Consider the following 13,650-nt stretch of genomic DNA (forward strand, 5'->3'; position numbering starts at 1 on the left):
AGGAAATTTAAAATGAATAATTTTATGAAATATTGGCCTACTCTTAAACGACTTTTAAAATATGGAAAACCTTTTAAAAAATTACTATATTTTGGAATTTTTTTACTTTTATCTGCAGCTTTGTCAGAAGTTTTAGGACCAATATTAATTAGTAATTTTATTAAAAATATATTAGAAAAACATGAATTTTCAAAAACTATTGTTTTATCAAATACTATTGGATTTATTATATTACAAATTTCTTCTGTAATTTTATATTATTCTCAAAATATTATTTTTAGTAAAATATCTATAAAAATTATTCAAAATTTAAGATATGATATAATGAAATCTACTTTAAGATTACCTATTAAAATATATGATAGTCAACCAATAGGTCATATTATTTCTAAAATTACTAATGATACTGAATCTATTCGAGAATTATATGATACAATTTTAGGTTCAATTATTAATAGTTCAGTTTTAGTATGTATTGTATTAATTGCTATGTTTATTTTATCTTGGAAAATGGCATTAATTTCAATGACTTTAATTCCAATAGTGATTTTAATTATTCTTGCTTATCAATACTATAGTATTCCAATATTAAAAAAAATAAGACATTTTTTATCAAAAATATATCATGAATTTAATGAAATCGTAAATGGAATTGAAATTATTCAACAATTTTGTCAAGAAAAAAAATTTAAAAAAAAAATTATTAATACAAGTTATATGCATTATAAATATAAAATGAAAGCATTAAAATTAGAAGGATTTTTATTAAGACCATTATTAAATTTTTTATCTTCATCAATACTTTGTTCAATTATGTTTTTTTGTATTATATCTAATATTGATTCATTTAAAGTAGGAATTTTATATGCTTTTATAAGTTATTTATCAAGATTAAATGAACCATTAATTTCTATGGCAAGTCAACAACCATTATTGCAAAAAGCATTAGTATCAGGAGAAAGAATTTTTGAATTAATGGATAAAAAAAAACAAGAATATGGATTAATTAATAAAAAATTTAAAACTGGAAAAATATTTATAAAAAACATGAGTTTTAAATATGATAAAAATTCTATTAATGCTTTATCAAATATAAATATTAAAATTCCAGAAAAATATTTTATTGCATTTATTGGAAAAACAGGAAGTGGAAAAAGCACATTAGCTAATTTATTAATGGGGTATTATCAATCTAGTTCTGGTTCAATTTATTTAGATAATAAAAAAATTGAAAAAATTAGCCATAATTCTTTAAGAAATTCTGTTTCATTAATACAACAATCTCCTATTATATTACCTGATACAATTTTAAAAAATATTACTCTTGGTCAAAAAATTTCTACAGAAAGAATAAACAAAATTATTAAATTAGTCAATTTAAATAAATTAATTTCTTCATTAAAAAAAGGAATTTTTACTAAATTAAGTGAAAAAGGAAATAATCTTTCTGTTGGTCAAAAACAATTGATTTCTATAGCACGAGCATTAATAAAAAAACCAAAAATATTAATTTTAGATGAAGCTACAGCAAATATAGATATATATACAGAAAAATTAATACAAAAATCATTATTAAAAATTAAAAATAAAACTACTTTAATAATGATTGCTCATAGATTAAATACAATAAAAAATGCAAATAAGATTATTGTTTTGAATAAAGGTAAAATTGTTGAACAAGGAACTCATAAAGAATTAATGAAAATTAAAAACAAATATTATAAAATGTATAAATCTCAAGAATTTAAATAATATTTTAAAAAAATAGTTTTTTTAAGTGTTTTATTAATAAAAAATATGCATGTATTCTTTGAATTAGCTGCTTCTTTCCAGACCTGACTAAGTATTCAAATTCAACATCATATATACTAATAAAACACTTAAAAAATAATATTTTTATAAAATTATAATATACATTATTTTTTATAAAAATACAATTTTTTATTGTTTAATAAAAAATACTTTTCTAAAAATAATTATGACTAATGAAAATTATTTATAATTATGATAGCATATAAAAATATAAATAAAATTTTATAAATAAAATGAAATATAAAGTATTTGCAAGAAAATGGAGACCAAAAGATTTTAATGAAGTAATTGGTCAAAAATATACTATCCAAGCAATTTCTAATAGTTTAAAATTAAATAGAATTCATCAAGCATGGATTTTATACGGAACACGAGGAATTGGAAAAACAACAATAGCAAGAATTTTAGCAAAATGTCTAAATTGCAAAAAAAAAATTACACATACTCCATGTAAACAATGTATCTCATGTAAAGAAATTGATAAAAATTTTAGCCCAGATTTAATTGAAATCGACGCTGCATCAAAAACTAAAGTTGAAGATATAAAAGAACTTTTAGAAAATTCAAAATATCCTCCTATTAAAGAAAGATTTAAAATTTATTTAATTGATGAGATACACATGTTATCTAGATATAGTTTTAATGCACTTTTAAAAACTTTAGAAGAACCACCTAAACATGTAAAATTTATTTTTGCTACTACAAATATTGAAAAACTTCCAAAAACAATTATTTCTAGATGTATTAGATTTAATTTAACAACTATTTCTATAAAAAATATTAAATTAAATATAAAAAATATTTTAAAAAATGAAAAAATTTTTTATGAAAAAAATACTTTAGATTTAATTTCAAATGCTGCAGATGGTAGCATGAGAGATGCATTAAGTATAACAGAACAAGCTATTTCTATAGGTAATGGAAAAATAAAAAATTCTAACGTTAAAAAAATGTTAGGAATATTTAAATATGAAAATTTTTTAAATTTACTTCAAGCAATTTTTGAACAAAATGCAAAAAAAATAATGAAATTTAAAGAAAAAATTTTATCTTTAGATGTTGAACCTGATCAAATTTTAATAGAATTATTAAGATTATTACATTATTTATATATTTTAAAAATATATTCAATAAAATGGAAATCAAAAATATATAATAAAAAACAACAAAAAATTTTAAAAAAAATGTCAAAAAAATATAATTATAAAGAAATTAAAAAAAATTATTCAATTATAATTAATGGAAGAAAAGAAATAAATTTTTCTCCATCTAAAAAGTTAGGAATGGAATTAACATTACTTAAAACACTAAAAAAAAAATAAAATTTTTTATAAAAAAATAATTTTTAATTTATTATTTTATAATAAATTAAAATAAAAAAATTAATAATTTTAAAGAGAAAAAAATGTTTAATAAAAAAAATTTTGGGAATTTAATGCAACAAGCTCAAAAAATGCAAGAAAATATGAAAAATATACAAAAAAAAATAAAATCTATAAAAGTTACAGGAGAATCAGGAGCTGGATTGGTTAAAATTACATTAAATGGAAATAATATTTGTAAAAAAGTTGAAATTGATTCAAATTTATTAAAAGACAATGATAAAGATATTATTGAAGATTTAATAATTGCTGCATTTAATGAAGCAAATAGAAAAATAAAAGAAGAACATAAAAAAAGAATGTCAAAATTTTCAAATGGAATGCCTATTCCAAATGATTTAAATTTTCCTATTTAATAAAATATAATTAAAAAAATTAAAAAAATTAAATTATTATATATATTTAAAATAATATTTTTAATAAAATAAATCTTCTTATAGGAAAAAAATGAAAATTATTTTAATTGGATATCCATGCTCTGGAAAAGGAACACAAGCTCAATTAATTTCAAAAAAATACAATATACCTAATATTTCAATAGGTGATTTAATAAGATCAAAAATATTAAAAAATTCAATAAAAAATAAAAAACTAAATGATAAATTAAAATCAGGAGAATTAATTTCAGATAAAATAATTATATCTTTAGTAAAAAATAGATTAAAAAAAAAAGATTGTTTAAATGGTTATATTTTAGATGGATTACCTAGAACTCTTAATCAAGCAAAATTAATGAATGAAAAAAAAATTAACATTGATTATATAATAGAAATATCAGTATTAAAAAAAAATATATTAAAAAGAGCATTAGGAAGACAAATTCATATTCCATCTGGAAGAATTTATCATAAAATTTATAATCCTCCATTAATAAAAAATATAGATAACATTACTGGAGAAAAATTAGTTAAAAGACAAGATGATAATCAACATACTATTGAAAAAAGATTAAATCAATACGATTCTGTTAAAAAAAAAATATTTAAATATTATAAAAATAAACAAATAAATATTAAATATTTTAAAATTGATGGAAATAAAAAATTAAAAAAAATTACAAATTCTATAAAAAAAATATTAACAAAATAGTATTTTTTTTTAAAATTTTTTGCGCTTTACAGGATTCGAACCTGTGACCCACGGCTTAGAAGGCCGTTGCTCTATCCAACTGAGCTAAAAGCGCTTAAAAAATTATTCTAATAATTATATAATTTTTATTTTAAAATATATATTATAAATTATTTTTTTTAAAAATACTAGTTATAAGTTTTTAATATTTTTTAAAAAATTAATTATTTAAAAAAATGGAAAAAAAATGGTAGCAAAAATAATTAATGGGTTTAAAATTTCTAAAAAAATTCAAAAAAAAATAAAAAATGAAATTTGTAAAAGAAAAAAAAAAGGATTATTAATTCCAGGATTGGCAGTAATATTAGTTGGAAATAATAATTCATCAAAAATTTATGTAAAAAATAAAAAAATCGCATGCAATAAAGTTGGTTTTTTTTCTAAAATATTTAAATTTTCTAAAAAAATATCTGAAAAAAAAATAATAAATTTAATAAAAAAATTAAATAAAAATAAATTAATACATGGAATTTTAATTCAATTACCTTTGCCAAAAAAAATAAATACATTAAAAATTATAAAAAAAATTTCATATAAAAAAGATGTAGATGGATTTCATCCATTTAATATAGGTTTATTATGTCAAAGACAACCAAATTTAAGATCATGTACTCCATTTGGAATACTACAATTATTAAAAAAAAAAAAAATAAAAATAAAAGGATTAAACGCATTAATTATTGGTGCATCAAATATCGTTGGAAGACCAATGATGTTAGAATTATTACTTGCAGGTTGCACAACAACTGTTGCGCATAGATTTACAAAAAATTTATATCAATATGTAAAAAACGCAGATTTAATAATTATTGCCATTGGAAAACCAAATTTTTTAAATGGAAAATTTATAAAAAAAGGAGCAATTATTATTGATGTTGGAATTAATAGATTAAAAAATGGAAAAATAGTAGGTGATGTTGATTTCAATTCAAACTATAAAAAAGCTTCATATATTACTCCTGTACCTGGAGGAGTAGGACCTATGACTGTAACGAGTTTATTACAAAATACTTTATATGCATGTAAAAAATATTATGATAAAAAAATTTTATAATATTTTTTTATCTTTTATATTAACTCCTAATTTTAATAATTCATTTCTTAATAAATCAGATTTATTCCACAATTTTAATTTTCTAGCTTTATTTCTTTTATTAATTATTTTTTTTATTTTTTCATTTAATTTTGTTTCATTTTTTTTATTGAATTTAAAAGAATTAAATTTTTTAGAAAAAAAACCTAAAATTCGACCTAAATATAATAACGTTTCAGATAAATATTTAGATTTTTTAAAATTTTTTTTTTCATAATAAAAAATTATTTTTTTTGATAATTTTAATAAAATCGAAAGAGCAACAGGTGTATTAAAATTGTTATTCATTGATTTTTTAAATAAATAAAAATAAGAAGAATTTTTTAAACAAACATTTGTATTTATTTTTTTAAAAATATTTAAACAAAAATAAAATTTTTTTACTATTTTTTCTGAATTTTTTAAATTTTTTATATTATAATAAATTGGATGTCTATAATTTGTTGAAAGAAAATAATAACGAATAGAATCTGAATGAAAATACATAATTAAATCTTTAATTAAAAAAGTGTTACCAATAGATTTAGACATTTTTTCATTTTTAAAGATAATCATCCCTGTATGTAACCAATAATTTACAAAATTTATATTTTTAAAACATTCTGATTGAGCTCGTTCATTTTCATGATGAGGAAAAATTAAATCATTTCCTCCTCCGTGTATATCTATAGTATTTTTAAAATACTTTTGATTAATTGCTGAACATTCAATATGCCAACCAGGTCTTCCGTTTCCCCAAGGTGAATCCCAAAAATTTTCTTCTTTTTTACTTTTTTTCCAAAGAACAAAATCATTTTCTTGTTTAAAAAAAAATTTTTTATTATTATTTTTTTTATATAATTCTCCATATCTTTTATAATTTTTAATAGAAAAAAAAATATCACCGTTATTTAAAATATAAGCAAAATTATTTTTTAATAAAAAATCAATAATTTGTATTATATCTAAAATATGATCTGTTGCACGTGGTTCTAAAGTTGGTTTTTTTAAATTTAATGAATAAAAATCTAAATTCATTTTATTAATTATTATTTCTGTAAATTTTTTTATACTTAATTGTTTTAATTTAGATTTTTCAATAATTTTATCATCTATATCTGTAATATTTCTAATATATTTAACATAATATCCAATATTATTTAAATAACGATAAACTATATCAAAAAATAAAAAAGTTCGTGCATGACCAATATGACAAAAATCATATACAGTAACTCCACAAACATACATAGAAACTTTTTTTTTTTTAATAGATTTGAATATTTCTTTTTTTCGAGTTAAAGTATTAAATATTTTTAACATTAATATTTCTCTATAAAATAAATTTTATAATTTATATAATATAAATATTAAATATATAAAAAAAAGAAAAAATATGTATAAAAAATTAAAAAAACTTTTAAAATTTCCAATTAATTTTACTTTTAAAATTATTTGTTTAAATAAAAAAAATATGAAAAAAAAAATTTTAAAAATAATTAAAAAAAAATTATTAAAAATTAAAAAAAAAAATATAAATTTTAGTAAAAATAAAAAATATTTTTCTTATTCTATAACAATTTATTTTAAAAAATTTAAAGATATAAAATATATTTATAAAAAAATTGGAAAATTAAAATTTGTAAAAATAGTTTTTTAAAAAAAAAACATTCTGTCCAGTACAAATAATTTTAAAGTACTGAACAGTTTTTTAAAATTTTAAAAATTTTAAAAAATTATAATACATTTTGTATTATTAAAAAAATTATAAACTGGTAACGTTAGCTGCAGATGGACCTTTTGCTCCTTCTACAATCTCAAATTCTACACTTTGTCCTTCTGCTAAAGTTTTAAATCCATCACTTTGAATAGCTGAAAAATGAACAAAAACATCTTTACTACCATCTTCAGGAGTGATAAATCCAAAACCTTTTGCTTCATTAAACCATTTAACATTACCTTTAATCTTAGACATCTTTTATTACCTTTACATGAAAATATTACATAATTCTGAAATTTAATATTTATTAATTTATATAAATTTAAAAATTTTAATATATTTTTATATAAATAATTAAAATAAATAATAAAAAATTTTTAACTTAATTTATTAAAAAATAAGTTTTTATTTTTAAATTACTTTGTTAAAAATAAAAATTTATTTTTTTCATTTGTTTTATATTTTTTAAAATAATATTTTTATATTTTTTAAAAAATAAGCCTGGAAATTTCCTACTCTCACACGGGGAGACCCCGAACTACCATCGGCGTTATAATGTTTCACTTCTGAGTTCGAAATGGATTCAGGTGGTACCATTACACTATTTTAACCAGGCTATAAAAATTTTTGCTCTATATACTTTAATATATAATTTTATATATTAAAATATACATTTTTTATTTTTTAATTTCGGTAACAAGCATTTTATTAATTTAAATAAAAAAACTAATATTTTTAAAAAAACACCTCTGGTGTTGTAAGATTAAGCCTCTCGGGTAATTAGTACTAGTTAGCTTAACATATCACTATGCTTACACATCTAGCCTATCAACGTCGTAGTCTTCAACGACCCTTCAGTAAACTACAAAAGTTTCAGGGAAGATTAATCTTAGGGCAAGTTTCGTGTTTAGATGCTTTCAGCACTTATCTTTTCCGCATATAGCTACCGGGCAATGCCATTGGCATGACAACCCGAACACCAGTGATGCGTCCACTTCGGTCCTCTCGTACTAGAAATAGACCCCCTCAATCTTCCAACGCCCACGGCAGATAGGGACCGAACTGTCTCACGACGTTCTAAACCCAGCTCGCGTACCACTTTAAATGGCGAACAGCCATACCCTTGGGACCTGCTTCAGCCCCAGGATGTGATGAGCCGACATCGAGGTGCCAAACACCGCCGTCGATATGAACTCTTGGGCGGTATTAGCCTGTTATCCCCGGAGTACCTTTTATCTGTTGAGCGATGGCCATTCCATTCAGAACCACCGGATCACTAAGACCTGCTTTCGCATCTGATCGCGTCATCACGCTCTCAGTTAAACTGGCTTATGCCTTTGCACTAACCTTACGATTTCCGACCGTAATTAGCCAATCTTTGTACTCCTCCGTTACTCTTTAGGAGGAGACCGCCCCAGTCAAACTACCCACCAGACATTGTCTCTGCACCGGTTTACGATGCAAGGTTAGAATATTCAAATTTAAAGGGTGGTATTTCAAGGTTGACTCCAATATTACTAGCGTAATAAATTCATAGTCTCCCACCTATCCTACACGTTAAATATAAATATTCAGTGTCAAGATATAGTAAAGGTTCACGGGGTCTTTCCGTCTTGCCGCGGGTACACTGCATCTTCACAGCAATTTCAATTTCACTGAGTCCCAGATGGAGACAGCCTAGCCATCATTACGCCATTCGTGCAGGTCGGAACTTACCCGACAAGGAATTTCGCTACCTTAGGACCGTTATAGTTACGGCCGCCGTTTACCGGGGCTTCATATCAAAGCTTCAAGTTTTATCTTTAACTTCTTTATTTAACCTTCCGGCACCGGGCAGGCGTCACACCGTATACGTCCATTTTCATGTTTGCACAGTGCTGTGTTTTTAATAAACAGTTGCAGCCAGCTGGTATCTTCGACTAACTTCAGCTTATAAGAGTAAATCTTATTTACTTACGAGTTAGCGTGCCTTCTCCCGAAGTTACGGCACCATTTTGCCTAGTTCCTTCATCTGGGTTCTCTCAAGCGCTTTAGTATACTCTACCTAACTACCTGTGTCGGTTTGTGGTACGATTTGAATTTATCTGAAGCTTAGAGGATTTTCTTGGAAATTTGGTATAAATTACTTTGTTACCGTAATAACTCGTCATAACGCCTTAACTTAAAAAATATTCGGATTTTCCTAAATATTTATGTCTACACGCTTAAACCAAGACAACCGTCGCTTGGATAATCTAACCTCTTTCGTCTCCCCATCGCAATAAATTCAAGCACAGGAATATTAACCTGTTGTCCATCGACTACGCTTTTCAGCCTCGCCTTAGGGGTCGGCTTACCCTGCCTCGATTAACGTTGGACAGGAAACCTTAGTTTTTCAGCGAGCAGGTTTTTCACCTGCTTTATCGTTACTCATGTCAGCATTCGCACTTCTGATTCCTCCAATGTACTTTACAATACATCTTCTACGGTTTACAGAACGCTCCTCTACCCAGTAAAAAAAATCTTTACTGCCGCAGCTTCGGTACATAGTTTAGCCCCGTTAAATCTTCCGCGCAAGCCGACTTAACCAGTGAGCTATTACGCTTTCTTTAAATGATGGCTGCTTCTAAGCCAACATCCTGGCTGTTTATGCCTTCTCACATCGTTTCCCACTTAACTATGATTTTGGGACCTTAGCTGGCGATCTGGGTTGTTTCCCTTTCCACAACGAACGTTAGCACCCGCTGTGTGTCTCCCGTGATAGCATTATATGGTATTCGGAGTTTGCATCGGATTGGTAAGCCAGTATGACCCCCTAACCGAAACAGTGCTCTACCCCCATATATGAATTTCACGAGGCGCTACCTAAATAGCTTTCGAGGAGAACCAGCTATCTCCCGGTTTGATTGGCCTTTCACCCCTAACCATAGGTCATCCGCTGATTTTTCAACATCAGTCGGTTCGGTCCTCCAGTTAGTTTTACCTAACTTTCAACCTGCCCGTGGCTAGATCACCGGGTTTCGGGTCTGTACCCTGAAACTAAATCGCCTGTTTCAGACTCGGTTTCCCTTCGGCTCCCCTTAATATTTTCGGTTAACCTTGCTACAGAGTACAAGTCGCTGACCCATTATACAAAAGGTACGCAGTCACTCTATAAATTTGAGCTTCTACTGCTTGTACGTACACGGTTTCAGGATCTATTTCACTCCCCTAACAGGGGTTCTTTTCGCCTTTCCCTCACGGTACTAGTTCACTATCGGTCAGTCAGGAGTATTTAGCCTTAGAGGATGGTCCCCCTATATTCAAACAGGATTTCTCGTGTCCCGCTTTACTTTTCGAGTTTATAATATAATTTTTTTCATATACGGGGCTTTCACCTTGTATCGCTAATTTTTCCAAAATTATTCTATTAAAAATTATAATATAATTATACTCTGGGCTTTTCCCATTTCGCTCGCCACTACTAAGGGAATCTCAATTGATTTCTTTTCCTCGAGGTAATAAGATGTTTCAGTTCCCTCGGTTTGCTTTATTTATCTATTTTATTCAATAAATAATGTTATATAAATATATAACAGGTTTCCCCATTCGGATATCATCGGTTATAACGTTTCTTATCAACTTACCGATGCTTTTCGCAGATTAGTACGTCCTTCATCGCCTCTGACTGCCAAGGCATTCACCATGTACGCTTTTTCGCTTAATCTTACAACCCACAGGTGTTTTTTTTATAATTTATTTAAATTATGCTTGTTTCCGAATTTTTAAAGAACTTAAAAAATTATATATTTAAAAAAATAATTTTTGTTGAAAAACAATTGTATCACAATATATAAAAATAACAAATATATTTTTAAAAAAAATATTGTCCCCTAGGGGAATTGAACCCCTGTTGCTGCCGTGAAAGGGCAGTGTCCTAGACCGCTAGACGAAGAGGACTTAATTTTTTTTAAAAATTAAATAAAAAAATATAAATTTTTATATATATAATTTCTATATATTAATTTAATAAAAATTTTCAATAATAATATAACTATATTATATATTTAAAAAAAAAGAGTCAAGTATTTTTTAATATTCATTAAAATTAAAAAATAATTTATTTAAATAAATATTTAATTGTTTTTTTAATATCTGGAAAAATTTTATTCCATAAAAAAAATGAATGAGCTGCTTGATGAATTAACATTCCAATTCCATTATAAACATTTTTTGATCCATAAAATTCACAAAAACTCATAAAAGAAGTTTTTTTATTCATATAAAACATGTCATAACATATAGTTTTTTTTTTAATAATATTATATGATATTAAAGGTAATTCATTTGAAATACTTGCAGATGTAGAATTAATAATTAAATCAAAATTTATACCTCTTAAATTTTTATAAAAAATAGATTCTATATTTCCAAATTTAGAAAACTCTTTTGATAAAATTTTTGCTTTTTGAAATGTTCGATTTGTAATAAAAACATTACATCCAAATTTTAATAATGGATAAATAATTCCTCTAGAAGCTCCACCAGCACCAATAATTAATAAATTAAAATTTTTTTTTATAATATTATGAAACAATAAATCTGATATAAAACCTATACCATCTGTATTATCCCCTATAATTTGTCCATTATTACATTTTTTTAATGTATTTATAGAACCAGCAATTGTCGCTCTTTTAGTAATATTATTACATAATGAAAAAATTTTTTCTTTAAACGGAAGAGTAATATTTGCTCCTTTTCCTCCTTTTTTAAAAAATAATGTTATTTCATCTAAAAAAAATTTTTTTGATGCACAAATTTTAATATATTTTTTTTTTAAATTATATAATTTAAAAAAAAAATTATGTATTTGAGGAGATTTACTATGATGAATCGGGTTACCAAATACTGCATAAATTTCTTTTTTATATAAACAAATCAAAAATTTAATCTCCTATAAAAATATAATATAATTTTATAATTTCAAACCAATTTAAAAAAAAATTTAAATATTATACAATTATATTTTAAAATATATTTATTATTTTTTATATACTTATTATTTTTTATAAAATATTTATATTTAAAAATATATTTTAATATATAATTAAAATTTAATTTTAAAAAAAAAAACAAAAAAAAAATATGCCTATTTTAAAAATAGTTCAATATCCAAATAAAATTTTAAGAAAAATATCTAAACCAGTAAAAGAATTTAATAAAAATATAAAAGAAATTACAGAAAAGATGTTTGAAACAATGTATAAAAAAAACGGGATGGGCTTAGCAGCAATACAAATAAATATTAAACAACAAATAATTGTAATAGATAAATTATATCCTTTAAAAAAATCTATAGTATTAATTAATCCAAAAATTATAAAAAAATCTGGAAAAATTTATATTAAAGAAGGTTGTTTATCAATTCCAAAATATGAATATATTACTAATTCTAGATATAAAGAAATTGTTGTTGAAGCATATAATCTTGTTGGAAAAAAATTTATACTACAAGCAAATTCTGTTTTATCTGTATGTATACAACATGAAATAGATCATTTAAAAGGAATATTATTTATAGATTATTTATCTCCTTTAAAAAAAAACAGAATAAAAAAAAATTTTAAAAAAAGATGAAAAAAAAAATAATTTTTGCTGGAACAAATAAATTTTCTAAAATTCATTTAAATGAATTAATAAAAAAAAAATTTAAAATATTAAGTGTAATAACAAAACCAGATAGTATATTAAATAAAAAAAAAAATATTTTTTCAGAAGTTAAAAAAATTTCAATAAAAAATAAACTTAAAATTCTTCAACCAAAATCATTAAATTCTAAAAAAATATATAAATATTTAAAAAACATTAAACCAGATATTATGATAGTTGTATCATATGGTTTAATTATACCAGAAAAAATAATTAATTTATTTCCATTAGGTTGTATTAATATACATACTTCTTTGCTTCCAAAATTAAGAGGACCCTCACCAATACAATATTCTATTATTCAAGGAAAAAAAAAAACAGGAATAACTATTATACAAATTAATAATAAAGTTGATTCAGGAGATATTTTATATAAAAAATCTATAAATATAAAAAAAAATGAAACATATTTAACATTAATAAAAAAACTATCTATACTTGGAAAAAAATCATTAATTAAATGTTTAAATAAAATTTATTCTAATACAATAAAAAAAACTAAACAAGAAGAAAAAAAAGCAACATATACAAAAAAAATTAAAAAAAAAGATGGTTTAATTAATTGGAATTCAAATGCTTCAAATATTGAAAAAAAAATTAGAGCTTTTATTCCATGGCCTGGATCTTTTTTTTTTATAAAAAAAATTATGATTAAAATATGGAAAGTTAAAATTGTTAAATGTTCAGAAAAAAATATTCCTGGAAAAATTATAAATGCAAATAAAAAAGGAATTTTAATTTCAACAAAAAATAATTTAATTAATATAAAAATATTGCAAATTCCAGGAAAAAAAAAAAATAAAACAAAATATATTATAAATTCTTATCAAAATTTATTTAAAATAGGAACTATTTTAAATTAAAAA

Annotated in this window: 11 protein-coding genes, 2 tRNA genes, 2 rRNA genes and 1 other RNA gene; 8 read left to right on the forward strand and 8 right to left on the reverse strand. The window is 23.2% G+C overall.

Annotated features, from left to right (window positions below; all coding sequences use genetic code 11):
* The first annotated feature begins 12 nt into the window (after nucleotides 1–12).
* Entirely contained in the window at nucleotides 13–1,752 is a 1,740-nt protein-coding gene (locus tag RJT80_RS01685) for a SmdB family multidrug efflux ABC transporter permease/ATP-binding protein (protein WP_343187691.1), read from the forward strand.
* Nucleotides 1,753–1,783: 31 nt separating this feature from the next.
* On the opposite strand, the gene ffs is transcribed toward RJT80_RS01685, so the two are convergent.
* Nucleotides 1,784–1,874: signal recognition particle sRNA small type (ffs, locus tag RJT80_RS01690), an RNA gene on the reverse strand.
* Nucleotides 1,875–2,045: 171 nt separating this feature from the next.
* On the opposite strand from ffs, the gene dnaX reads away from it, so the two are divergent.
* The 3 genes from dnaX (at nucleotide 2,046) to RJT80_RS01705 (ending at nucleotide 4,283) form a co-directional block, all read left to right on the forward strand.
* Nucleotides 2,046–3,134, forward strand: a complete 1,089-nt coding sequence (dnaX, locus tag RJT80_RS01695) for a DNA polymerase III subunit gamma/tau (protein ID WP_343187692.1) — start codon at nucleotides 2,046–2,048, stop codon at nucleotides 3,132–3,134.
* Between the two features lie 83 nt (nucleotides 3,135–3,217).
* Nucleotides 3,218–3,550: a YbaB/EbfC family nucleoid-associated protein gene (locus RJT80_RS01700; RefSeq protein WP_343187693.1), complete on the forward strand. Its 333-nt coding sequence runs from the start codon at nucleotides 3,218–3,220 to the stop codon at nucleotides 3,548–3,550.
* A gap of 91 nt (nucleotides 3,551–3,641) precedes the next feature.
* Nucleotides 3,642–4,283, forward strand: coding sequence for an adenylate kinase family protein (locus RJT80_RS01705; protein WP_343187694.1), 642 nt, complete (start codon nucleotides 3,642–3,644; stop codon nucleotides 4,281–4,283).
* Nucleotides 4,284–4,303: 20 nt separating this feature from the next.
* On the opposite strand, the gene RJT80_RS01710 is transcribed toward RJT80_RS01705, so the two are convergent.
* Nucleotides 4,304–4,377, reverse strand: a tRNA-Arg gene (locus RJT80_RS01710).
* Between the two features lie 132 nt (nucleotides 4,378–4,509).
* On the opposite strand from RJT80_RS01710, the gene folD reads away from it, so the two are divergent.
* Complete coding sequence (folD, locus tag RJT80_RS01715) at nucleotides 4,510–5,376, forward strand: bifunctional methylenetetrahydrofolate dehydrogenase/methenyltetrahydrofolate cyclohydrolase FolD (protein WP_343187695.1); 867 nt, start codon at nucleotides 4,510–4,512, stop codon at nucleotides 5,374–5,376.
* On the opposite strand, the gene cysS is transcribed toward folD, so the two are convergent.
* Nucleotides 5,371–6,717: a cysteine--tRNA ligase gene (cysS, locus tag RJT80_RS01720; protein WP_343187696.1), complete on the reverse strand. Its 1,347-nt coding sequence runs from the start codon at nucleotides 6,715–6,717 to the stop codon at nucleotides 5,371–5,373. The two genes, folD and cysS, sit on opposite strands and share 6 nt — an antisense overlap.
* Nucleotides 6,718–6,790: 73 nt before the next feature.
* Between cysS and RJT80_RS01725 the strand changes: the two genes are divergently transcribed.
* Nucleotides 6,791–7,054, forward strand: coding sequence for a DUF493 family protein (locus RJT80_RS01725; RefSeq protein WP_343187697.1), 264 nt, complete (start codon nucleotides 6,791–6,793; stop codon nucleotides 7,052–7,054).
* A gap of 105 nt (nucleotides 7,055–7,159) precedes the next feature.
* Here the strand turns inward: RJT80_RS01725 and cspE are convergent, their stop codons facing one another.
* From cspE to aroE, 5 genes are all read right to left on the reverse strand, one after another.
* Nucleotides 7,160–7,369: a transcription antiterminator/RNA stability regulator CspE gene (gene cspE, locus RJT80_RS01730; protein WP_343183465.1), complete on the reverse strand. Its 210-nt coding sequence runs from the start codon at nucleotides 7,367–7,369 to the stop codon at nucleotides 7,160–7,162.
* A gap of 244 nt (nucleotides 7,370–7,613) precedes the next feature.
* Nucleotides 7,614–7,729: ribosomal RNA gene (rrf, locus tag RJT80_RS01735) — 5S ribosomal RNA — on the reverse strand.
* A gap of 144 nt (nucleotides 7,730–7,873) precedes the next feature.
* Nucleotides 7,874–10,799 (reverse strand): 23S ribosomal RNA (locus RJT80_RS01740).
* A gap of 160 nt (nucleotides 10,800–10,959) precedes the next feature.
* Nucleotides 10,960–11,032 (reverse strand) — tRNA-Glu (locus RJT80_RS01745).
* Nucleotides 11,033–11,192: 160 nt separating this feature from the next.
* Nucleotides 11,193–12,017 (reverse strand): shikimate dehydrogenase, encoded by an 825-nt coding sequence (aroE, locus tag RJT80_RS01750; RefSeq protein WP_343187698.1) that lies wholly within the window; start codon nucleotides 12,015–12,017, stop codon nucleotides 11,193–11,195.
* A gap of 203 nt (nucleotides 12,018–12,220) precedes the next feature.
* Between aroE and def the strand changes: the two genes are divergently transcribed.
* Entirely contained in the window at nucleotides 12,221–12,712 is a 492-nt protein-coding gene (def, locus tag RJT80_RS01755; RefSeq protein WP_343187699.1) for a peptide deformylase, read from the forward strand.
* Nucleotides 12,709–13,647 (forward strand): methionyl-tRNA formyltransferase, encoded by a 939-nt coding sequence (gene fmt, locus RJT80_RS01760; protein ID WP_343187700.1) that lies wholly within the window; start codon nucleotides 12,709–12,711, stop codon nucleotides 13,645–13,647. Before def ends, fmt begins: the two co-directional genes overlap by 4 nt.
* Nucleotides 13,648–13,650: the final 3 nt, after the last annotated feature.

It is taken from the genome of Buchnera aphidicola (Periphyllus koelreuteriae) (genome assembly GCF_039360445.1).
GTDB classification, from domain to species: Bacteria; Pseudomonadota; Gammaproteobacteria; order Enterobacterales; family Enterobacteriaceae; genus Buchnera_J; species Buchnera_J aphidicola_BM.

What these genes read in the sequence shown, in the direction of transcription:
- RJT80_RS01685 (WP_343187691.1), top strand. Translation starts at nt 13, where the DNA reads ATGAATAATTTTATGAAATATTGGCCTACTCTTAAACGACTTTTAAAA.
- dnaX (WP_343187692.1), top strand. Translation starts at nt 2,046, where the DNA reads ATGAAATATAAAGTATTTGCAAGAAAATGGAGACCAAAAGATTTTAAT.
- RJT80_RS01700 (WP_343187693.1), top strand. Translation starts at nt 3,218, where the DNA reads ATGTTTAATAAAAAAAATTTTGGGAATTTAATGCAACAAGCTCAAAAA.
- RJT80_RS01705 (WP_343187694.1), top strand. Translation starts at nt 3,642, where the DNA reads ATGAAAATTATTTTAATTGGATATCCATGCTCTGGAAAAGGAACACAA.
- folD (WP_343187695.1), top strand. Translation starts at nt 4,510, where the DNA reads ATGGTAGCAAAAATAATTAATGGGTTTAAAATTTCTAAAAAAATTCAA.
- cysS (WP_343187696.1), bottom strand. Translation starts at nt 6,717, where the DNA reads ATGTTAAAAATATTTAATACTTTAACTCGAAAAAAAGAAATATTCAAA.
- RJT80_RS01725 (WP_343187697.1), top strand. Translation starts at nt 6,791, where the DNA reads ATGTATAAAAAATTAAAAAAACTTTTAAAATTTCCAATTAATTTTACT.
- cspE (WP_343183465.1), bottom strand. Translation starts at nt 7,369, where the DNA reads ATGTCTAAGATTAAAGGTAATGTTAAATGGTTTAATGAAGCAAAAGGT.
- def (WP_343187699.1), top strand. Translation starts at nt 12,221, where the DNA reads ATGCCTATTTTAAAAATAGTTCAATATCCAAATAAAATTTTAAGAAAA.
- fmt (WP_343187700.1), top strand. Translation starts at nt 12,709, where the DNA reads ATGAAAAAAAAAATAATTTTTGCTGGAACAAATAAATTTTCTAAAATT.